The organism is Kribbella sp. NPDC023972 (genome assembly GCF_040639075.1).
In the GTDB taxonomy this organism is placed as follows: Bacteria; Actinomycetota; Actinomycetes; order Propionibacteriales; family Kribbellaceae; genus Kribbella.
In genome coordinates this window covers 15,231-36,534 of sequence record NZ_JBEZZH010000010.1, presented here as the reverse complement: position 1 = coordinate 36,534, position 21,304 = coordinate 15,231, and the positions used below count along the sequence as shown (strand labels likewise).

General features: G+C 66.7%; 15 protein-coding genes and 1 pseudogene. 8 read left to right on the top strand and 8 right to left on the bottom strand.

From position 1 onward, the window contains the following. Positions 1 to 264 precede the first annotated feature (264 nt). Genes AB0F43_RS31010 through AB0F43_RS31000 form a run of 3 tightly spaced genes read left to right on the top strand, consistent with a single transcriptional unit; the run spans position 265 to position 7,240 of the window. Positions 265 to 3,585 (top strand): DNRLRE domain-containing protein, encoded by a 3,321-nt coding sequence (locus tag AB0F43_RS31010; protein ID WP_360484799.1) that lies wholly within the window; start codon positions 265 to 267, stop codon positions 3,583 to 3,585. Continuing rightward, positions 3,582 to 6,812: an RHS repeat-associated core domain-containing protein gene (locus AB0F43_RS31005; RefSeq protein WP_360484796.1), complete on the top strand. Its 3,231-nt coding sequence runs from the start codon at positions 3,582 to 3,584 to the stop codon at positions 6,810 to 6,812. Before AB0F43_RS31010 ends, AB0F43_RS31005 begins: the two co-directional genes overlap by 4 nt. Positions 6,813 to 6,841: 29 nt before the next feature. Then, positions 6,842 to 7,240 (top strand): hypothetical protein, encoded by a 399-nt coding sequence (locus AB0F43_RS31000; RefSeq protein WP_360484793.1) that lies wholly within the window; start codon positions 6,842 to 6,844, stop codon positions 7,238 to 7,240. A 338-nt stretch (positions 7,241 to 7,578) separates the two neighbouring features. Here AB0F43_RS31000 and AB0F43_RS30995 read toward each other — a convergent pair whose 3' ends face one another. After that, a complete protein-coding gene (locus AB0F43_RS30995) occupies positions 7,579 to 8,211 on the bottom strand; it encodes a hypothetical protein (RefSeq protein ID WP_360484790.1) in 633 nt (210 codons plus the stop codon). Between the two features lie 69 nt (positions 8,212 to 8,280). Between AB0F43_RS30995 and AB0F43_RS30990 the strand changes: the two genes are divergently transcribed. The 4 genes from AB0F43_RS30990 (at position 8,281) to AB0F43_RS30975 (ending at position 10,966) form a co-directional block, all read left to right on the top strand. After that, positions 8,281 to 8,622, top strand: coding sequence for a hypothetical protein (locus AB0F43_RS30990; RefSeq protein WP_360484787.1), 342 nt, complete (start codon positions 8,281 to 8,283; stop codon positions 8,620 to 8,622). Positions 8,623 to 8,776: 154 nt separating this feature from the next. After that, on the top strand, positions 8,777 to 9,007 hold the full coding sequence (locus AB0F43_RS30985; protein WP_360484784.1) for a hypothetical protein: 231 nt from the start codon (positions 8,777 to 8,779) through the stop codon (positions 9,005 to 9,007). A gap of 328 nt (positions 9,008 to 9,335) precedes the next feature. Next, entirely contained in the window at positions 9,336 to 10,256 is a 921-nt protein-coding gene (locus tag AB0F43_RS30980) for a DUF4158 domain-containing protein (protein WP_360484781.1), read from the top strand. A 65-nt stretch (positions 10,257 to 10,321) separates the two neighbouring features. Continuing rightward, positions 10,322 to 10,966 carry a hypothetical protein gene (locus AB0F43_RS30975; RefSeq protein ID WP_360484778.1) on the top strand — a complete coding sequence of 215 codons (645 nt, stop codon included), beginning with the start codon at positions 10,322 to 10,324 and terminating at the stop codon, positions 10,964 to 10,966. Positions 10,967 to 11,031: 65 nt separating this feature from the next. Here the strand turns inward: AB0F43_RS30975 and AB0F43_RS30970 are convergent, their stop codons facing one another. The 4 genes and pseudogenes from AB0F43_RS30970 to AB0F43_RS30955 all read right to left on the bottom strand — a co-directional run. Further along, positions 11,032 to 11,604, bottom strand: coding sequence for a GNAT family N-acetyltransferase (locus AB0F43_RS30970; RefSeq protein WP_360484775.1), 573 nt, complete (start codon positions 11,602 to 11,604; stop codon positions 11,032 to 11,034). Between the two features lie 592 nt (positions 11,605 to 12,196). Next, on the bottom strand, positions 12,197 to 13,003 hold the full coding sequence (locus tag AB0F43_RS30965; protein WP_360484772.1) for a DUF3883 domain-containing protein: 807 nt from the start codon (positions 13,001 to 13,003) through the stop codon (positions 12,197 to 12,199). Between the two features lie 59 nt (positions 13,004 to 13,062). After that, the gene (locus AB0F43_RS30960) at positions 13,063 to 13,389 is read right to left on the bottom strand and encodes a hypothetical protein (RefSeq protein WP_360484769.1); all 327 of its coding nucleotides are present in this window, start codon (positions 13,387 to 13,389) and stop codon (positions 13,063 to 13,065) included. A gap of 265 nt (positions 13,390 to 13,654) precedes the next feature. After that, positions 13,655 to 13,846 (bottom strand): annotated as a pseudogene (locus tag AB0F43_RS30955) (histone-like nucleoid-structuring protein Lsr2); the annotation flags it as partial. Between the two features lie 770 nt (positions 13,847 to 14,616). Between AB0F43_RS30955 and AB0F43_RS30950 the strand changes: the two are divergent. Then, complete coding sequence (locus AB0F43_RS30950; RefSeq protein WP_360484766.1) at positions 14,617 to 14,892, top strand: excisionase family DNA-binding protein; 276 nt, start codon at positions 14,617 to 14,619, stop codon at positions 14,890 to 14,892. Positions 14,893 to 15,136: 244 nt separating this feature from the next. Here the strand turns inward: AB0F43_RS30950 and AB0F43_RS30945 are convergent, their stop codons facing one another. From AB0F43_RS30945 to AB0F43_RS30935, 3 genes are read right to left on the bottom strand one after another with little or no spacing between them, the layout of a single operon-like run. Continuing rightward, positions 15,137 to 15,970, bottom strand: a complete 834-nt coding sequence (locus tag AB0F43_RS30945) for a phospholipase D-like domain-containing protein (RefSeq protein WP_360484764.1) — start codon at positions 15,968 to 15,970, stop codon at positions 15,137 to 15,139. Beyond that, a complete protein-coding gene (locus AB0F43_RS30940) occupies positions 15,946 to 17,793 on the bottom strand; it encodes a hypothetical protein (RefSeq protein WP_360484761.1) in 1,848 nt (615 codons plus the stop codon). The genes AB0F43_RS30945 and AB0F43_RS30940 overlap by 25 nt, the downstream gene beginning before the upstream one ends. A 54-nt stretch (positions 17,794 to 17,847) precedes the next feature. Further along, positions 17,848 to 21,288, bottom strand: a complete 3,441-nt coding sequence (locus tag AB0F43_RS30935; protein WP_360484758.1) for a hypothetical protein — start codon at positions 21,286 to 21,288, stop codon at positions 17,848 to 17,850. Between the last annotated feature and the right edge of the window lie 16 nt (positions 21,289 to 21,304).

The window sequence follows — 21,304 nt, the reverse complement described above, 5'->3', positions numbered from 1 at the left end:
GTCAGCCGGACAGTTCCTGCTCACCAACTGCGGCCAGTCGCTGGTAGCGGGTCCGGCTGAGGTCGGATTGCGGACTTCGTTGGCAGGCGTGCAGTCCTTGGCCATCGGCGGGTCGATTGTCAATGGCTGCGTGTGGAGTTGCAGGTTGTTGCAGTCCTGTAACGCGGCGCTGCGGATTGGCGATGTAGCGAGCGCTGGCCAGCTGGGTGACCCGCCTAGTCACCGGTGCCTGTCCTGGGCCGGCGTTAGGTGGGGGAGTCGCCGATGTCTGTCCTGGATCGTTCGCAGCGTGCACGCGTGCAGAAGTTCCCGCGGATCATCGCGGCCGTCATGTCGCTCGCGCTGCTCGCGCCGGCTCTGGAAGCCAACCGAACAGCGGAGGCTGTTCCGGCGGCGGATCCGATGTCGCCGGTGGCGAAGGTCGCTTCGCGGCCGGATCTGGTGTCAGCGGTGGTGACGGCCCGGGCGCAGGGCTCCCGGGTCGAGGTCGAAGCTCTGCGCACCGAGACGTCGACCACGTGGGCCGAGCCATCAGGTTTGATGACCACGGAGGCACACGCCGCACCAATTCGCTTTAAGACTGCCTCGGGTGCGTGGCGAGCAGTCGACCTCACGTTGCAGAAGGGCACGGACGGCACGGTCGCGCCGCGCGGCCACCAACTGGGGCTGCAACTCGGCAAGCGGAACGTCGCCACCGGCCAGGTGTTTGCCTCGGCGACGGCAGGCACGGGTCGTCAGGTGGAGTGGCTGGCGCCGTGGAAGCTGCCAGAACCGACCATCGACGGGACGAAGGCGACCTACGCCGATATCCAGCCAGGTGTCGACCTGACGCTGGATGCGCGCCGGTCAGGGTTCGAAACCGACTTCATCATCAAACAGCGACCGGCGACAGCGCCGGTGTGGCGGATCCCGCTGCGCACCAAGGAATTGACGGCGCGGCAACTCGAGGACGGCACGATCGAGTTCGTCGACGCGAAGAACGTGGTTCGGTCGCGGATCCCGGTGGCCTATATGTGGGACTCGGTCGCCGACCCGGCCACGAAGGACCCGGTGAACAAGGCGATCGTGAATGTGAGGGTGGAGGACGTGGTGCCGGGCACGGCGACCCTGGTGATCGCCCCGGACCCGCAGTTCGTCCTGGACCCGGCGCGTGTCTTTCCGCTGACCGTGGACCCGACCTACGCGAACATGCCGGTGATGTCGAGTTTCGACACCTTCGTGCAGTCCGGTTGGACCAATGACTTGTCGTCGACGGTGGATCTGCGGGTCGGCAAGAACGGGACGACAACGGAGCGGTCGTTCCTGAACTTCCCGACTGCGCCGTTCATCGGCAAGGACGTCATCGCCGCCCACCTGTCGCTGATGCAGTACGGATCGACCACGTGTACGCCGACGCAGGTGAATCTGCACTCGGCGAACCCGGCGACCCCGGAGACCCGGTGGGCCGCGCAGCCGACGACCAGCATCCAGGTGTGGGGCTCGGTGTCGGCGGCGAAGGGCTTCTCGGCTGCTTGTGCGGCGGACCGGGTCTACATCCCGATGACCGGGCTGGCCCAGTTCTGGGCGGGCGTCACCTACCCGACCGCGGGTGTCGCGTTGAAGGCGGCGAACGAGGCAGATGCGAACGCCTGGAAGCGGTTCTACTCCACCGAGGGCCCGGCTGATCCGTACATCTCCTTGACGTGGAATCGGCCGCCGAACCCGCCGGCCACGGCGGAGACGACCGAGGCGATCGCGTATGCGGCGCCGGGCGACAGCACGTCGTACATGTACTCGGCGAGCCTGCGGCCGTGGGTGCGGACCAAGGCGACGGATGCGGATGGCAACACGGTGAAGTACGTGTTCGAGTTCTTCACTGGCTCAGGCGAGACGTTCAGCCTGAAGGGCACGTGTACGTCGTCGGTGTATGCGTCGGGGACCACGGCTGGCTGCCGCCCGAGCCAGGACTTGCCGGACAACACGTTGCTGTACATCCGGGCGAAGGCCAATGACGGCCGCGTCGATGGCCCGTGGACGAGCTATCAGACGCGGCTGCGGACCGGTACCCAGGTACCAGCCAAGCCTGAGGTGAACTGTCCCGCGCCCTACACCAACGGTTCTTGGCAAGACACCAAACCGACCGCCGATGTGACGTGCACTATCACGGCGACCGGCACCAGCTACTCTGCGCCGGGCTACGTCCGGATCACGGTCCCGAGCACCATCTACAGGGCAACGAGCGCGAGTGGCACGACGACGTCGACTCCGACGTCCACCCTGAAGGTCAAGATCCAGCCATCGAGCGACCCCGCCGTCGCCAACGCCACGATCACGTTCGACAAGAACAGCACTGGTCTTCGCCAGATGACAGTGCAGGCGGAAACACCAGCCGGCAAGGTCTCGCCCGACACCTCGTACAGCTTCGGCTGGGGTAGTGCGACGTTGTCGCACCCGGCGATACGACCGAGGGTGACCACGACGGACAAGGTCCGGATCGAGGCTTCGGGCCCACCGCGTGGACAGTCGCCGGTTCCGACGGCCTCGATGCGGTGGCGGTTGTCCGGGTACGGAACTGGCGACGAGTCCGCCGGATGGAACACGGTGGATCCGGCCAGCGCGCCGCTAACAGTGGATGATCTCGGTTCGGGGGGAGTGGTGGTCCGGGGCAGTTGGGACACGAGCGCCGTGGTAGAGGATGCCCATGTCGATGCCGATCCGGAGACCCCGGCTGTCGAGCCGACGAAGATAGACGGTCTTCGGCCAGTTCTGCTGGATGTACAGGTGTGTCTGGAGTACGGCAACGCCACGCAGTGCACCTGGTCGGAGTCGAAGACGAACGTGATGCGAGTTCCGCACGCATTCGGCGGCAATTACCCGTCGGCGACGGCCGGGCCAGGTGAGGTTGCGCTCTGGACGGGAGAGTTCCGCTCTGAGGTGACCGATTTCGAGGTACCTGGATACACCGGTCGTCTAGCACTGACCAGGACGCACGCGACGTTCGGTGGCGCCACCGGGAACGGATTGTTCGGTCCGGGGTGGACGGCGCAGCTCGGCGGCAACGATGTCGGCGCGGCATCTCTGGAGGTCATCGACAACTCTCGGGTCGATGGCACCATCGTGCTCGCGGACAGTACCGGCCCTATTTCGGTGTGGCGGGCGCCGAGCGGGAAGCGCCGCACGACGGCCTCGTTCGAGGTCGGCGAGTGGATCGCCTTGGAAGACGATGGCTTCGAGGGGGAGGAGAAGCTGGTGCTCTCGGGTACCGGTGCCTCGACTGTTATCGCCCACACCGATTCCGCGGGGGTAGTCAGCAAGTTCGAAGTCGCGGCGGCACCGGCCGTCGACGCGGCCGCTTCGTTCCGGCCGGTCGCGGTCGACCTCGACGGGCAGGGTGGTGACACGGTCTTCGGGTACGACGTGACTGGCCGGCTGATCCGTCTGCTGGCGCCGGCTCCGCCTGGTGTCAGCTGCTCGCCGGCCGGCACGTTGTGGCCGGGTGCCGCGCGCTGCGGTTCGGATATGGAACGACCGGAGGTGAGGTTGGGCGTCTCACCGGTGCCTGGCTGGAGATCTACGACCCCGCACGCCCTGGTGGACCAGGGATGACTTCGGTGCAGGTCGCTGCGTACGGCTATGACTCGTCAGGCCGGCTGGTGCGTTTCACCGATCCCCGTTCCGGCTTGGTTACCGAGTACGGCTACGACGCGATGGCGCGTCTGACGGCCGTCAAGCCCCCGGGGCAGCAGGCCTTCCGATTCATCTACTCCGATGCAGACGACAAGCCGAAATTGGTGAAGGTCGAGCGGGACCGGCCAGCTGGTGACGCCATCGGTGGCACCGCGACCTTGGCGACGTTCGTCTACGACGTGCCACTGACCGGTCCGGGGTTGCCGGATGTGTCGGCCACGGCGGTCGGAGCATGGAACCAGCGAACGGTCGCCGAGCGAGGATTCGCCGTCTTCGGTCCGGAGCGTCCGCTGGCCGGGCCACCGACCGAGCCGGACTGGCAGTTCGCGGACCTGCAGTACACCGATGCGAGTGGCGCCACAGTCAACGAAGCCGCCTACGGTGCCGGAGACTGGCAGCTCAGTGCGAGGGACTTCAACGAGCAGGGAAATGTCGTCCGCTCGCTCGACGAACGGGCGCTGCGGTTGTTCCGCACAGGTCAGGTGGCCTCAGCCGATCAGGTGGCCGAGCTGACCGTGTACAACGAGGAGATACGCAACGCCGCCGGCGAGGTGGTCACGCCGGCGGGCATGCTCGTGGTCGACACCTTCGGCCCGGCTCGGATGGCCTCGGTCGGCGCTGGTCCGGTCAGATGGCTCCGGCCTCGCGTGCACAGGAAGTACGACGAGCACGCACCGAATAACGGCATCGATCCCGCCACGTCGGCACCGTACTGGCAGCTGACATCGGAGACCACGTCCGCGCACGATCCCGGGACCGGGCAGGACGTTGTGCTCGCCCGGCGGCTGACGGACTATGGCGATCAGGCTGGTTGGTCGGCCGGCCTGGTTGCACGGTCGGCGATCGACGTGGATCAGAACAGCCAGATCAGCACGGGCGACCTCGTTGCCACCCGGCAGTTTGACGCCGAGGAGCGCCTAATCGAGACCCGCCAGCCCGGCAGTGACGGGACCGACGCCGGGACTACCAAGTACGTCTACTACACCGGGACTGCGCGCACCGACCATCCGGAGTGCGGCGGAAAACCTTACTGGGCGGGTCTGCACTGCAAGACCTACCCGGCCAGCACACCATCCTCGTCGATCGGCGCCACACCGACTCTGCCGACCACGACGTCGAGCGCCTTCAACTATCTGCTCGACCCGGCCGAGGTCACCGAGACGTCGGGGTCGGTGACACGGACGACGACCCGCACCTATACGGCCGGCGGCGACCCGCAGTCCACGCAGACACAGGTTGCCGTGCTGACCGGGTCGACACCGGTCAGCACGAAGACGACCTCCTACAACTCGGCCACTGGGCTCGCCGAAGACGTCACGGCGACGTCGGCCGACGGGACGATCACCACGATACGCACCCGCTACGACACCTGGGGCCGGCAGATCAGCTACCAGTCCGGCACCGACACCCCGGCCACGACCAGCTACGACGCGGCGGGCCGGATCGCGGCGAAGACCGACGCGAATGGAGGCACGACGTACAGCTACGACGGCGCCGACGCGCTCGGCCGAGTCGAGCGGCGCGGTCTCCCGACGAAGGTCGAGGTGACGTCGGCCGGATCGACCTGGACCTCCACCGCTGCGTATGACGGCGCCGAGGCTTTGGTCGTCCAGAAGCTGCCCGGTGGAATCACGCAGCAGGCCGACCTGGACGTCGCCGGGCGACGGATCGGGCTGAGCTACACCGGACAGGTCGTCGTCGATGGCCAGACGCAGCCCGACGGACCATGGCTGTCATGGTCACGGGACTACGACCTGGGCGGTCGGGTCACCAGGGAGTGGACACCGGAAGGCGCCGCCTTTACCGGACCTGCCGGTGACGGTCCCGGTGACGCCACGCCGTACGACCGTTCCTATGCCTATGACGCCGCGGGACGGCTCGCGGAGGTTCGTGACCGCACTGCCGCCACGACAGGAGTCGATGTCACCGATCCGGCCAAGCAACCCGGCTGTGTGACCCGGCGCTACACCTTCGATGCCAACGACAACAGACTCGGCCGGAGCACGTCCGGTCCCGGTCCGGACGGCGCCTGCAGCGAAGCCGGAACCGAGCAGATCCGGCTCTACGACACCGCCGACCGGATCGTCCGGGCCGCCAACGGCACCAGCCTTTACACCTACGATGCGCTGGGTCGCAACACCGTCTTGCCGGCCGCCGACGCGCCTCATCCTGAGCGTGGTGACATCCGTCTCGGCTACTACGACAACGACCTGGTCCGGTCGATCAGTCAGGGCGGCGTCACCACTACATACGGTCTAGACGCGGCCAATCGCCGTTCCGTGGACACCGTCGAAACCAGCACCGGCCGGACCGAGACCGTCCGTCACTACAGCGACTCCAGTGACAATCCGACTTGGATCGAGACAGGTGCGGCCACGGAGCGGTTCGCCAGCCTGCTGGGCGGTGACCTCGACCTGTCGATCAGCCAGGACGGGTCGGCCAAGCTCCGGATCCTCAACCCACACGGCGATGCTGTCAGCACCGTGCCGCTGGCCGGGTCCTCGACGGTCGGCACGGGCCTGACCGATTGGCAGCAGTACGACGAGTACGGCAACACGTCCGGCACCTCGAGGTACGGCTGGATCGGTGGATACCAGCGCGAGTCCGGCGATGCCGGTCTGAGCCTGATGGGGGTACGGGTCTATAACCCGGTCACCGGTGCGTTCACCAGCGTCGATCCGGTGATCGGCGGCGGTGCGAACCGGTACGCCTACCCGACCGACCCGATGAACCTGTCCGACCTCACCGGCAAATGGTGGGCCTGGTACTACACCACGCTCAGGAACTGGGGACTGTTCGAGTTCTACACCTGGTACTTTGCCCTGATCTACGGGATTCCGTTCCCCCAGACGAACTGGAACCCGAATGCCATCTACAACGTGTACATCATCCGGTACCTGAGCAAAGGCCGCTGGTACGTCTGGAAGTACGGCATCACCACGGTCGGCTCCAAGCGGTACAAGGATCAGATCCCCACATGCCGGCGTCGCACGGGCTCCCAGTGTGTCGGCAAGTGGCTGGTCAAGGGAGTTCGTGGATGGCGCAAGGCGAGAGTGTGGGAGTCGTACTTCATTACCGTCTACGCGATCAACCATGGCGGCTACCGTGACTGCCCTCCAGGGCAGGAATGGCCAAGTTGTCGCTGAAGCGGTTCGTACCGAGGACGGGAGTTGTCATGACCGCGCCGCACGATGACGCCGAGGAGGACCTGACGGTCCTAGGGGTTGGATTGTTTCTCGGCGCTGAGCCGGACCGCCTCGACTCCGACCGGACGTTCGAGGCATGGCTGCGGAGCTACTACCGGTACATCCGAGACGCGGAGTGGGAGGGGTGGTGGCTCGAGTTGGGAGACCGCACCGCAGAACTCGATGCGCTTGTCGATGTCCAGCCGGTCCCGAAGCGCAGGTTCTGGAGCCGCGCGTCTCCCGCCCCAGCGATCACTGTCACCGTGCCGGTCGCAGAGGTGGAGACGGCCGCCGACCTTGACACGTACTTCGTGGAGCTGCGGCACACCGTCTGGCAACGCGTGGCGGCCAAGTGCCAGTGGCCACCGCCACCGGATCGTCGCCCCTGAGCGCCGGACGACGGTCTCTGTCACACCGACTGGACAGCGGCGCGACAGGAACCCGATGGCCGGTTACACCAAGGTGCCGTTCTCCGCGCCGGGGTGGGCGAGGTTCGGCCGGAGGGCGCATCGGGCTCGCTCACCCGGCGAGGGAGGCACGCTCCTGATTCTCAGAGGTCAATCCAGTAGACAGGCAGCTGACTCAGCGTGTCCTCCGACGGCAGATGCGCGACCCGCCAGGTGGCCTGCGACACTCCCGCGGAGTGGTGCATCTCGTGCGGTCCCGCGTTCCGGATCGCGGCCGCGCCAGAAGCGCGGCAGCAAGTGTCGCGGCGCGGAACGACCCTCTACGTGTCGTACCCGAGCCCGTCCCAGGGTTCGTAATACGCGATGAAGTCCCCCGGCTCGATGTTGATGGAGTACTCGCCGTCGACCTGACGAACCACCCAGCCAAAGGTCACACCCCGGACCTCCTCGGCGAACGGCTCCACCTGGATCGGCTCCAGCACGTACTCGCCGAGCTCGGCCAACCGGGCAGCGACGAGCTCGTCCGCGCCGGCCGAACCTGCCTGACCCGGAGGAAGCCCTGCGGGACGAACAACCTTGTCGACCCGCACCTCGTCGAACGTGCCGTCGGCCTTCCACAGGAACAGCCCTACATAGGCCGATCCTGGATCGAACAGTTCGTCGCTCAAGAAGAACTTGCGTCCGTCCCCGGCGGTTCCGGCGTACGGCACGTGATAGTCGTCAGGAACGATCGTGAAACGTGCAGGCGCTCGGCCCACGGCACCTCCTTCACCCACTGCCGTCGACGACGGCGACTTCGTCGGAACCACCGTCGCCGACGGCTCGGCCGGCGGCGTCGCACACCCAGCCAGCACGGCGCCCAGCGAAAGCGCGACCGTCCACACCAATCCGGCACACCGTACCCAGCGAGGCGCGCCTCGCCTCACCCGCGGCACGAACATCGGCTCACTCACGCGCGACAGCCTATGGCCGACGCCGTCCCTCTGAACCCATTCTCGGCCACCGTTACCAGACCGAGGTAGATGACCGCGGCCGCAGCCAGCGCACAGGTGGCCTGGCCGGACGGTCTCACCGGCGATGACCACGACCTGGTGCTCCCGGATCGCGGCCGCGATGACCTGCATTCGCAGGACGTCGACCGGACGACGTCCCCCACGTCGATGTCGACGTGGGGGAGGGGCGGTGAGCCCGGCGCGGGTCGAGCTGCCCGTCGAGCACCCCTTGCTGGTCCGGTGCGTGACTTCCAGTCCGACCTTGAGTACGCCGACGGTCCCGGCACGCGGCCGGTCCCGCACACGATCCGGTGTACCGCGGCGACCTGGCCGAACAGGACGGCCGTGATCCTGAAAGCGCTCTGCTGGTAAGGGCAGAGCGGCCCGCTTCCAGTGGTCTCGGGGGTGCCGTCCTCTGTAGTAGCAGCCTGTTCGGTTCCGGGACCGGGCAGAGCATCAAGGTGATTAGCGGAAGTTTTCGCATGACTCATCTCGCAGTCGGGTTTGCGGAGGACGAGGACTTGCGATGCCCGCTTACCGGTACCCCGCGGTCGCCCTGCTGGCTATCAGCGTTGTTGCGCTGATCGGCTGGGTTGCCTGGCTGATCTTCAACTGGTGCGTGTTCAAGAAGGCCGAGTTTGCCGAGGCCTTCGACCGGACCGCCCAGCTCGCGCCGGCCTTCCTCCGGTCGTTGCGCGCCAGGTCCATCGAGAACCAAGGCCCCGAGCAGCCGACGGATCGAGGTTCCCGGCCGTGATCTTCAAGTCCTGGCCCGGTGGAACCGATGACAGGTGTGGAAGACCCTCGTAATCGAGCGAGTGTTCCTACGAGAAAGTCCTCTGTCACATGTCCGGGCGACACGCTCGTCGTACCGAGCCTCGACCGGAACACCTTGATGCACCCGGCCTCGTTCAACGTCCGCACTTGCCGGTCGAGGAGCTGGCCGTGAGTCGACACCCTGGCGTACCCGACCAGGGCGCCCGGCCGTCTGCTCACCCGTGTCGTGTGTAGGGGTGTCGGTAAGAACGCTGTCACCAGCCGCAAACGACGGCTGGTGACCTCGTGGGCCGAGAGGATCGCCGATCGTGGATCGGTCGATCGAGCTCGATGAGTTGGTCGAGCACTGGACGCTGTTGGATGACGAGCGTGACCTTGTTGCGGGCAAGCGTGGCTCGACTCGGTTGGGGTTCGTCCTGCTGCTGAAGCACTACACCCGGCATGGTCTGTTCCCGCGCGGCCGGGCGGAGTTGCCTGATGCCGCTGTGGCGTTTGTCGCCGACCAGGTGAAGGTTCCTGCATCAGAGATCGGCTTGTACGACTGGGCGGGGCGGACGGTGGAGTTCCACCGGGCGCAGATTCGCCGGCATCTTGGCTTCCACGAGTGCAGGGTTGAGGATGCCGAGAAGCTGACTGCGTGGCTGGCGGCGGAGGTGTGCGAGGCGGAGCGGCAGCATGATCGGGTGCGCGAGCAGTTCCTGATCCGGTGCCGGGCGGAGCGGATCGAGCCGCCGACCGCTGGCCGCATTGACCGGATTGTGCGGTCGGCGCTCCGGCAGGCCGAGGTGACCCTGTCGTGCCGGATAGCTGGCAGGCTGGCGCCGACGGCGACGGCGACGGCACGGCTGGAGGACCTGGTTGCGGACGGCACCGAACCTGACGACGCCGGGGACGTGGTGGATGAGTCGGTGCTGGCGCTGGTGAAGGCGACGCCGGGCAATGTGAGCCTGGAATCGATGCTGACCGAGATCCGCAAGTTGCGCGCGGTGCGTGCGATCGGTCTTCCGGCGGATCTGTTCGCCGATGTCGCCCCGAAGGTGCTTGCTGGGTGGCGGGCGCGGGCGGCGGTCGAGTCGCCGTCGCACCTGCGGGATCACCCGGCCGATGCATATGCACCTGACACGCTAGGCTATGAACTCGATTGGGCTGGAGTCGGACACGTGACGCGGGTCCTGGACGGCCAGGCGGGAATGTCGACCCGATCGCCTGACCTCGTTCTCACCTTGTAACGGGCGAGCCCGTTTGGCGGATAGTACGAGTGAGTCCGTCGTGCTCTTGCGGGACGGAGCACGGTGTGCCGGGAAGCCTGGTCGGCGACGTGCTTGTCGTCGACCGAAAGAGGCAGACCGTGTCGGCCTTTCCCCGCTTGGCCTCGGTGCTGGGCGCCTTCGCGCTCGTGGCGACGCTGCTCGGTCTTGTCGCCCTCCTCGACATCCGCCACCAACGAGCCGTCGCACAGGAGTTTCTGGATACCGGTGTCGCGACCGTTGCCGACCAGGTCGAGGTGGCCGTCCGGTACGGCAAGGGCGGGGGCTACATCGACGAGGTCGAGGTGACGTTCGTCGTGGCGACGGAACGGCACGTGGCGACGTTGTCGAACAGCCTGGGCGACCTGGAGGGCAATGCCGACGGCCGCCACCCACCGGCGGCCGGAACGCGGTACGCGACCCCACTGCGGATCCTCTACAAGCCCGACGACCCATCGCAGGTCATCGCGCTCGTAGACGCCGAGGACTTCGCTGCAGCCGCCGGGACTCCGTCTGACATCGCAGGTGTGGTCGCTATTGGGGGCACCACCACCGTCGCCGTCGCTGCCGGCTGGCTGGCGTACTCGCGGCTGCGGTCAGGCGAAGCGGATCCTGCGGAGCGGCCTGGAGGCGGCCGACGGCGCCGCATCGGTGCTGAACTGAGCGGACGACATCGTCGTGTCGACGGGTAGACATCGGCGGCACGGAACCGACGGTCCCTGGCTTGAGCGCGTCGTACTCGCGAGGGTGCAAGCACTCAGCGGGCGGGAACCGGCTCGGACGACAGCCGCCACTCCCGCCTGATCAGCCCGTAGACCCACGAGTCGGAGACCTCGCCATTCACGACGCAGTCTTCCCGCAACGTTCCTTCACGCAGGAACCCGAGCTTCTCCAGCACGCGGGCCGATGCCACGTTGCGTGTGTCGGCCTCAGCCTGAACGCGATTCAGGTCCAGCGTGTCGAAGGCCCACGCCAGCAAAGAGCCTGCGGCCTCTGTCGCGTAGCCGTGGCCCCACGCCGCATCGTTGAAGCAGTAGCCCAGCGATGCGCTGCGGTAGTCCGGATTCCACTGGCTCAGGCTGCACCAGCCGATGAACGCTCCGTCGGAGACGCGATCTATGGCCAGCCTCGCCCCGGTGCCGTCCTCTGCCATCTGCCGGCAAGCCGCGATAAACCGCCCGGCGCGCTCGCGGTCCCTCCACGGCGGTGCATCCCAGTAGCGCAACACATACGCGCTGCTGTGCATCGCGAAGAGGTCGTTCGCATCCGCGTCATCGAACGGACGCAGCCGAAGGCGAGCCGTGAGCAGCGTAGGGGTGGGCAGCGTCATCTTCCGTCCCGTGATTGGTTGCCGATCAACAAACCATCTGATCCAACCATCCGCAACGGCTTTTGCACCTCCATCAGCGACACGATCGGCGAACGAATCCGATGCAACTCATCGGCCTTGAGTGGTACCGCCGGGTGTTGGAGTGCCGGGAATAGCCGCAGAGGTTCGACAACCGTGACCCCGGCGGGTGAAGCTGATCAGCAGAGCGGGTCGACCGAGGCGACGCCCAGGACGCTGTCCGGGTTGTCCTGGCTGAACCCTTCGGCTTCTGCGATAGTCCACCAGCGCTCGCCAAATGTTTCGGCACTTGGCGGGGCGCCATTCGGGCCGCCCGATGGTCAGCTGGTTGTGAGCCAGGGGCCGACGGGATGCCGGGGCAGGGCTGACCGCGGGTCATCAAGGATCGCCCTGGTCTGCGCCGCGTGCTGATCGCGATCGCTCGAGACGGGAGCACGGCTCGGAAGACGGCGGCTACCCTCCTCCAGCTTCCGCAGAAGTTGGCGGTTCCGGCGGTCCTGGTCCTCTTCGGAACTGGGTGGGCTGACAGAGGAGAAAGCGACGATCTGGTGCGCGCCTACGGCGGCCGCCGACATCACCCGGGATTCAGATTCACCCGGAACACAGTTGGGTCTGCGGCCGCGATCACCGCATCCCGGGAGAACTCCTGCAACTTCGGAGTGGTCAGTGCCGTTGTGACGATCGCGAGCAACCAGCTGCCGTCCCGCTCTGCCGCGCGCAGCTCGTTTCGGGTGAGGAGTATCGAGGGCATCGAGCTGGATACGCCCTTGACCTCCAGGTGCCTCTCTGTCTCGCCCCGGCTCGCGGTCAGGTCCCATCCACAGTTGAGGTGCGCGACGCGGGTGACGGTCCAACTGCGTCGCTCGTAATGGCGGGTGACCACCGCTTCGGCAGCCAGCTCCACCTCCCGGTTCGTTGCCGGCTCCCCGAAGCCGGCTCCCCACGAGCCGACCGCGATGGTGGATGAGGCTTCTCTTGGATCTCCTGGGTGCACCGGGGCGGCGAGGCCACCGCTGTATTCGCGTACCAAGACGGGCACGGAGCGCGGATGGGTGCGATAGGCCAGGCCGCGGTCCGTCAAGGCCTTGACCAGCTCGGTTCGCAGTGGGATGAGTTGGTGGCGGGCGCTGGATCCGATCTCGAGCAACTCCGCCCACAAGGTCATGATGTTGCCCGGCGAGCGATGCCAGTCGTCGGCGTGGGGAGCGGCGGTATCCCAGAGATATGCGTGCAGCAGCGCCTGCAACTCGTCCTGCTCTGCAGGAGAGAACAGCTTCAGCGGGACCCGTGCCCGTCCCTCGGCGTCGGCGCGGGCCAGTCCGGTACGAAGAAGCGCGGCCAGCCTGATGTTCGAGTCATGAGCCGGGAGATTCGAGGTCACGTCCACACCGTAGGGCGCGCCGCGCCGGGCGGTCGAGGATGACGCGAGCTTGCAGGCGCTCAGCGATCACGACTCCGGCCGGCATTGCGGTTGGCGAAGGGGAGCCCGCCGTGATCAGTCACGAATCGGGCTATCAGCTCGGATTCCAGGTCCTCGGCCTCGGAGGCTGGCGTCTCGATCCAAGCAACCTGCAGTTGATCGCTGTCACAAAGTTGCCAGATGCATCGGCCGCCCCAATGACCCACTGGCTCACCCGCTCCATGCCGGCGGTACTCGTCCAGCCTCTTCTTTAGCCCTCGGCGACCAGAGGCTCCGGCACTCGCCTTGCCGATGTAGACGATTCGCGCGCCGTCCACCCAAGCAGCCTCGAGCTCCGTCGTTCCCACGGACGGATCCTTGCCCTTGAATCGTCCAGCAGGGCTGATTTCCAGGAATGCCGGGGCGCGTCGTTGTCTCGCACAACGACGTACACGCCCGGCTCAGCGGGCACTTGGACGACGTCAGGTCCGCAAACCGGACAAAGCCTTCAAAGCCCGCCTTCTCAAGGCCCTCACGTGTCCAGTCCACGCACCACAGTCTGCCCTCCACCAGTCGACCGCTCGGTAGCCAAGCGTCGTTAGGGCGCTGAGCCGATCATGTCCTGGCTCGAAGTCAGTGTGCGGCGTCGTACCGTTCTCGCGCGCCCAGGCCTTGATCCGGCGGGCCTCCGGGCCGGCAGCTCGCTTTGCCCTCCTGCCATCGCTGGGCCTTCACAGACCGTGCTGCTGCGATGTACGGCCCAAGAGTCTTCCGCAGTGTCGCCGCATTCTTGGCCTTGAGGTCGATCTCGTACGATGTGCCATCGAGCGCGAAGGGATCGTTTCGCCTTTGCCCCTGGCGATGTCGGAGCCGTCCAGGTCATCGATTAGCTGGATTTCGGTGCGTCGGACCATCCTGGTTCTCCTGCCGGGCTGAAGCGGATGCTGCCCACAGCATCGGGCATCGCGGGCTCCGCCGAGATCAGGCGCGCGAACCAGCGCCAAGGGCGGACACCTCAGTCGTTGTCCTCCTCCGATGGCTCCTCGTACTGCTCAGTGAAGTATTCGTAGAACGCGGCGTTGTCCCACGTCGCCGGAACGAGTTCGGGCGTTGGCCCGATGGTCAATGCCCGAGCATGGCTCGCTGACCCGAAGCAGATCGAGCAGGTCTTGGTAGTTGCGGTTGACGAGCGCTGGATCGGTTGACCAGAGGCCAAACTCGATATGCTTCCGTGCGGCATAGGTCCAGTTCGCCGAACCCATCCAGGTGCGGGTGGGGGTGAATCGCATGATGTCGCCGGCGAACTCCTCGTCGTCCTCGTAGGCCGTAACGCCCAGCACGAGCAGCTTCGAATGGAGCAGCGGCCGCGGGCCGCTCTCCTTGCCCGGGTGCCTTCCATCCTGCGACTCGCACTGGTCCGAGATCGACGGGGTCGAGTGGACCGCTGTATGGGTGGATGATCGGACCGGCACCGTGTTGGTCCGGTACGGCGAGCTCTTCGAAGCCCTCGAGGTACGCCTTCGACAGAGGGACTCCGCCGGTTGATGAGGCTTGGACGCCTTCCCACCTACGGCGGGCCCCACAGCTTCCGGCAGTTGCGCCTGTCCGACGTGGAACATCACCGCGATCGCGCCGACCCGATGACGTTGAAAGAAGCCGCGCGGCTGTTGCGCTGCTCGAAAGACGACATCCGGAAGCTGATTGCCGACGGCAACCTGACCGCAGTGCACCGGTCCCGCCGCCCGGTCTACCGGCTCGAAGTCCAAAAGCTCGCAACCGAGCTCGGGGTGCTCGGCCGCAAACGCGGCCGCGACCGGACCCGATGCCTGCTGGCTACACCGGCACCCGCGGCGCGGCGAAGATACTCGTGATTTGCATCAGCACTGCCCGCCTACTCGCGTCACAAGAACGGATCCCGCCGAACGAAATGCAGCGGGCTACTGGCAGTTCAACGTTGAGAAGCTTCACCTAGTCCGACGGGCGCGGCTGGCTGCCGACTCCTACGAGCGCTCTTAGCCCACCCGGTGCAGTTGAGCGGACTGGTTCTGAGTTGTGCGCCTGGTCGATGGTCGCATCGAGGTCAACGATCTGTTCCCTAGCGGGTGGGCAGGTCAGCTAGCCGGCGGGCAACCGTCGCTCCGCGAGGCTGTTGGCAACCGTGTCGACCCACCGCGCGAGATGGGTCACTTGCTGGCCGCGGAGCAGCACCCCGACTTCGGCGTGCCCGCCAGCGCCGCCTGGGGTGAAGTTCGCTGACCCCAAGTACGCGCGTTCATCATCGGCGAGCAGAACCTTGAAGTGGATGCCCAGCCCCGAGTCCTCCCACGACCGCACGGTCACCCCCCGCCCACTCCGTACTCCCGCGGCCCGCAGCAGCCCGACCGCGTCCACGTTGGCGCTGGACTGCTGCGGCGCTCGTAGCGACAACGCTCGGGTAACCACCAAAACCTCACCTCCGTCGGTGAGTAGCCGCTCGACCGTCGGCACCAGCACGGCCACGAAGCCTGTGTGTAGGTACGGTGCCGCAACCACCAACCTCCGTCGCGCGGACGCGGCCACCTCGGCCAGCACCTGGCCGGTCTCCCGCGGCCTAGCCCCATCCCCATGACTAGCGACGAGCGCCGCCAGCGGCTGGCGCAGGAAGGATGGAACCGTCAGCACCAGCTGCCAGCCGGAGTCCTCCTCCACCTCGACCAACAGCTGTGCCTGCCCCAGCCGCACTCCCGCCGCCGGGCTCACACGACCTTGGTCATCGAGCACCCCCGCGAAGGTGAGTGTCGGCCCGGCCAACGCCTTGTCCCGCACCACGTCAGCCAAGGACTGGGTCAGGCTGGCGCCGTCGGCGCCAGCAGCGACCTGCCGGGTAAGCTCGCCTACCGCGCCATAGGGATCGGCGGCCTGCGCCAGCAGTCCCGCTAGCGGCCTCACAGCATCCAGAACGGTCGCCATGTCACCTCCTGATCTCCCGTTGGCGCACCGGCGGCGGGCGGCACCGATCCGAACAGCAAGTTTCGGTTGAGCACAGTGTTGAACCGCATGCACGCAACCTCCGACACGTATAGGCAAGCCGCACACGCGCCGCCGAAGTGGTGGCGGCATGGCGGATCGAACACGCAGCGCGACTCCGCGTCCAACTCGGTCAGCGCGTCGGCGAGGTCGTAGCGGAACACGTGCTCTATGCCGCCGAGGATGAATTCGCTGCGGGTGTTGGCATAGATGAGGAACGAGCAGTTGGACGGAAACAGGAACTCTGCGAGTGAGTCCACATTCAAACCGCAGCGTGCCGCGAGCGCCTTCATCGCCCGATGCGCAAACGAGTGGACGAGCCCCAGAAGCGCCTCGCTGATCTTGTTGTCAGGGGGCTTGAAGAGGTCGGTGATCGGGTCGGTGACCTTGAACAGCCACTGCTGTGCCTCGGTTGAGGTGGTCACCTCGGGATCGGCGACGCGGCCGGAGTCGACCAGCCACCGGACTACGGCCAGCGGGTCCAGCCGAAACAGCAGCCCTTCTGTCTCGGTTCGCACCCCGTACATCCGGAACTTGCCGTCGCGACCGCCGTTGAAGAACCGAAACTTGGCGTTCACCGTCGCACCCCGCCGGTTGGTTGTCTCCGCCTTGGGGGCCACCCGCGAGTAGCCGGCGACGATGTAGGCGACTGGCAGTTGGCGCAGCAGCGTCACGTCCATGAGCCCGTATCGGGCGAACAGGGAGCGGTAGCCCGCATACTGCGGCTCCAGCGGAGTGCCCTTCGAAGTCTCCTGCAGGTCCTCCGCGTTGAGACTGGCGGCGTCTTGAGCGAGGGAGAGTTGCCGGCACTCCTCGCCGAGCACGTCGAGCGCCTCGGGTGTCAGGTTGAGGTCATCAACCTTCTCCCGCCACGCGGGTGCCGAGCCGGCCTTCTTGTGCGCGTCGGCCATCGCCGCCTGGTAAGCGGGGTCGCCGGTCGTCCAACCCAGTATGGCGGCCAGCCGTTGCACCTCCGCGACCGCGTCGGTGCCGTTGCCGCCGGCGGCGCGCAGCCCATCCAGGCCAGGGGGCAGCACCCCCATCGCCTGAGCGACCGCGGCAGGGTGGACCTGGTCGTGCGCGAGCGTGGTGTTGTAGGTGGAGCGTGTCGGTGGGTTTATTACGGTGATCTGCTGCGGGTAGTACGCAAGCGTTTGAGGCAGTCGGGTCAGCTGCACCCGGCCAGATCGGCAGCCTGTGCACCAGTTTGCGACCGGCCGGTCGGAGCGAGTCTTGCATCGGGTGCACTTCCAGTACCAGCGGGCGATGGAGAGGTCGCGGGTGTTCTGCAGTTCCATGGGCGCACGGCAGTTGTTCCCACAGGCCGGCGGCCGCAGTTCGGCCAGGTGGCCGCATTCGTGTACCTCGGCCCACGGGAATTGTTCCATGGCGCCGTGGGCCGCAGTGGCGCAGGTCGGTGCCGGCTGTCCGGACCGTACCGTCCTGAATCTACTGCAGGCTCGGCATAGGAATGTGTTCGGGAACCGGCTTGCACGCAGATCCTCCGCCTTCACCAGTGTGAACTGGTGGCGGTCGATAATTTCCAGTTCCGGACCGCTGCCCGGGATGCCAGAGGCGGCCGCGGCGAACGGGAGAATCAGCCGTCGCAGTTGCGGCGCCACCCACGCCTCGGGCACGTCAAGGGTTGACACTTGACGAGGGTCCTCACCCACGACGGTGGCCTTAGATGCCCAGTTGTATGGCTGACCGGGCATGTAGCGCCACAGTGCGGAGATGTTGGTGCGACGCAGTTCATCGATCGCCATGACAGCTCCTTACAGACGAAGGAAAAACGAGGTTTGCGATGGGATCGGAACGCATCAGACGTCGCCGTAGATGACGATGGGCTCCTCGACGTCACGCAGCGACCGCGGCACTGGCGGCGACAGCAGGTCAGGCAGCCGCTTGCCGGCCTCGGCGCGCAGTGGCAGCGCCGCCAGTTGGTCGTCGACCCACGCGGCGACGGCGTCCCGGTGCATCTGCTGGTACACCGACCTCGGATCAACCCCGAACCCGCGGGAGAGGTTGTCGATCAACAGAGACCGGTCGATGTAGCCGGCGGTGACTGCATCGGCGAACGCCACCGAGTCCGCCAGGCTGCGGCGCCGGGGGGCCCCGGTCAGCCAGCCACGGTCGTGGACCTGCAGCAGCCAGGCCATCAGCCCACCTGAAAGAACCCGCTTCAGCACGGGAAGCGACTCGCGGTTCACCGGCACCTTGTGTACTAGCCGGTCCAGGAACCGGATCCAGTCGGCGTAGTAACGGAACACGCTGGCGTCCCGATCCCGCGTGGGGTTGATCACGTTCACTACCAGCCCGGGGTGCTTCCGGCCGACCCGGGCCGACGCCTGGATGATCTCGGCTGCCGAGGTCGGGGTGCCCATCACCGCCATCACGCCGAGCCGGTGCACGTCAAACCCATGCCCGATCGCCTTGGTGGCGGCGATGATCTTGACCCGCTCCAACGGGTCCACCGGCGGTGTGGACAACCGGCCGACTGCGCTGCGGATGTCGGCCGGTTCCGCATCCCCGTTGATCACGGCGAGGTTGTCCTGGCTGGCCAGGAGCTCGCGCACCGAGGCGTCGCGCGCGAAACTGGACAAGTCCTCGTTGCGCAGGCAGTAGGCGACCAGCACCTCGTACAGATCTTCACCGGCGGCCTTGACCGCGGCCAACACGCGCGGGTCGTTGCCGTCCAGCCCAGATTCCGTGGCAACTGCGACCGAATTAGCGAGCAGGTCGGCCAGCCAGTAGGCATGGCTGAGGGCCACCTCCCTGGTGGCAGTAACCATGGTGATCTGGCGTGGCCGGACGCCGAGGTAGCGGCGCAGGGGGTCGTCATTAGCGGTCGTGGCCCAAAAGGTCTCGCCGACGACCGGCCCGTTCACTGGGAAGCGGCGGGCGGGCCGCTTGTAGAGGTGGTCAACCTGGTTGGCGTACCCCTCGATAGTCGCCGTGGCGCCAACGATCTGCATCGGGGGGTTCCCGAGGTCTTCGCTGATGGTCTGCAGCAGGGTCTCGTACATGCCGTCGAGGGCGCCAAGGGACTCATCTAGCAGATGAAGCTCGTCGGCGATCTCGAGCCGTATGTGCCCGAACCCGGTCGGAATCGGCTGTCGGTTCGTGTGGCAGCCGAACACTGCGCACCAGGCGGGGTTGCTGGTGTACCCGTGTGCGAGGCAGCGGGAGTGGGCACGGCCAAGTAGGATCTGGAACTCGCGGGACTGGCCGAGCTGGGCGAGCTTGTCGACGGTGCCGACCAAGACCGCGGGCGCGTGCCGGTAGATGTCGTCGTCGATGCCCCACACCGGCAGTACCCCGGCAGCCCTGCAGTTGGCCGTGCGGCAGATGTGCCGCATCGTCCAGGACGGTTCGTCGAAGGACACCTCAAGCCGTTGGTCGCACAGCGGGCAGTTCTCGAGCACCCGGCAAGCGGTGGCCGTGGCAGGGTCGCGGGGGTCTTGGCCGCGGTAGTAGGGATTGGTCGGGTCGGGCCTCTGTAGCTTGTTGGGGGTATTGCCACCGCCGACGAAGTAGCCGATCCCGAACGGGTCTCCGGACGAGATTCGCCCATCGTTCTGGCGGAGCACCTCTGCGTTGAGCACGATTGCGGCGAACCGTTCGGCCTGCTGCAGCGCCAGCAGGCGCAGCGGGAACCGGGCCCATACCTGGGCGCCGGCGGTGACACCGGTCAGGCGGCCGTAGAATAAGGTCATAACCATCAGCCCCAGGTACGCCTCGGACTTGCCGCCGCCTGTGGCGAACCAGACGATGTCGACGTCCGGGTGGCTATCTGGGTCGACCATGCCAGGCATGCAGCCGACGATCCAGGCCACCTGGAACGGCCGCCAGGCGGTGTAGTTGCCCTTGGCGGAGGCCTCGACGGTGCGGTTGGCAAGCACGAAAGCGTCCCTCACCTGCGGATCGGTTCTCAGTAGTTCCAAACCGGCGGCGACCCAGTCGACCTCCTTGCGGGCCAGGGTCGCGTCCTTTTTTGCGTCGGTGCGGGCGGCGGCGTTCCAGTCGCGTTCGGTGGCCAGCCGGTCCAGCTCGGAGTCGCTCCAGTGATGGTCGACCCAGGCGCGGTGCGCGACGACCAGCTTCTCCACGATGCCCACCGGGTCGGCGATCAGGGAGGCGAAGCTGGTGTCGATCGACCTGTCAGGCTGATCGGGCAGGATCAGCGTCTCGCGGGGGTAGACCCGGGCGGTCTGCTGCTCGGCGGCGAACTGGGTGCGCAGCAGCGTGCGGCCGGTGCCCGGGTCGGTCTCGACGATTACGGGGCAGCCATGGCCGAGCGCGGGGACGGTGCGGTCATAGCGATAGGACTGGGCGACCTGCTCCAGCTCGTAGTTGCGCAGCGGGCTGACGGTGGCCGCGGTCAGGGCCACTTCGTAGATTTGGCTGTCGAGGAACTCATGGCTATAGGGGTGGCTGCCGTCGAACGTCTGCTGGTCGGCTGCCGGTGTGGTGTTGACGACGGTGAGGAGGATGTCAATGCTGTCGTCACCGGTGGTCACCTCGATCTCGATTGCGGCGCGCAGCTCCGGCGGGAGCAGGTCGGTGACGTCGACGAGATTGGCTGCGCAGTAGCGGGACCAGGTGGTCTCGTCGACCAGGTCGTCGAGACGTGGTAGCGACCCCGGAGGAGGCGTCGCCCGGCGCGGTCGGAACAGGGTGGTGCCCGCCGGAGGGCGAATTGCGGCACGGAACGCGGCACTGAGCTCGTCTTCGGCTACACGGAAGCTCGGCGGGGTAGCGTCGTCGATCGTGACGGTGACGGTAACTGGCTCGAGAGCGATCTTGGACCAGGTCTGCGCCAGTTTGTGCCCGCGGGTGGACCCACCACCCGCCGCCGGGCCGTTGCCGGTCCCCGGGCTGCTGTCGCTGGTGTCGGTTTCGGCGGTGACCGCGGCCCGCTGCTCGGCGAGGGTAGGGGTGAGTGCCAGGTAGCCAGTGGCAGAGACGGTTAGGTCGAGCGTGACGGGCAGCGCGGAGACCCGGAAAGTGAATCCCTGGGCGGGTGGTACCAGACGTTCGCCATAGCTGTAGCCGGCCTGGGCTTCGGCAATGAGCTTCGGCTCTGAGGCCAGCATGCCTAGCCACAGCCGGGGCTGGGGAGTGTTTGCAAGTCGAGTTCCGACCGGAACGTCAGTCCCGGCTGCGCGGTTGACGATCCGCCGGGCGAGCGTCCCGAGCAGGGCGTCGTGGATCTGTGCACCGGTATGGGGTGGCGCGACGCCGGGGGTCGTTGTGGTCATGGCTGCTCCTCGACTG

Bases quoted from the DNA above. Each gene is read 5' to 3' on its own strand.
- AB0F43_RS31010 (WP_360484799.1), top strand. From the start codon at position 265: ATGTCTGTCCTGGATCGTTCGCAGCGTGCACGCGTGCAGAAGTTCCCG.
- AB0F43_RS31005 (WP_360484796.1), top strand. From the start codon at position 3,582: ATGACTTCGGTGCAGGTCGCTGCGTACGGCTATGACTCGTCAGGCCGG.
- AB0F43_RS31000 (WP_360484793.1), top strand. From the start codon at position 6,842: ATGACCGCGCCGCACGATGACGCCGAGGAGGACCTGACGGTCCTAGGG.
- AB0F43_RS30990 (WP_360484787.1), top strand. From the start codon at position 8,281: ATGACCGCGGCCGCAGCCAGCGCACAGGTGGCCTGGCCGGACGGTCTC.
- AB0F43_RS30985 (WP_360484784.1), top strand. From the start codon at position 8,777: ATGCCCGCTTACCGGTACCCCGCGGTCGCCCTGCTGGCTATCAGCGTT.
- AB0F43_RS30970 (WP_360484775.1), bottom strand. From the start codon at position 11,604: ATGACGCTGCCCACCCCTACGCTGCTCACGGCTCGCCTTCGGCTGCGT.
- AB0F43_RS30945 (WP_360484764.1), bottom strand. From the start codon at position 15,970: ATGGCGACCGTTCTGGATGCTGTGAGGCCGCTAGCGGGACTGCTGGCG.
- AB0F43_RS30940 (WP_360484761.1), bottom strand. From the start codon at position 17,793: ATGGCGATCGATGAACTGCGTCGCACCAACATCTCCGCACTGTGGCGC.
- AB0F43_RS30935 (WP_360484758.1), bottom strand. From the start codon at position 21,288: ATGACCACAACGACCCCCGGCGTCGCGCCACCCCATACCGGTGCACAG.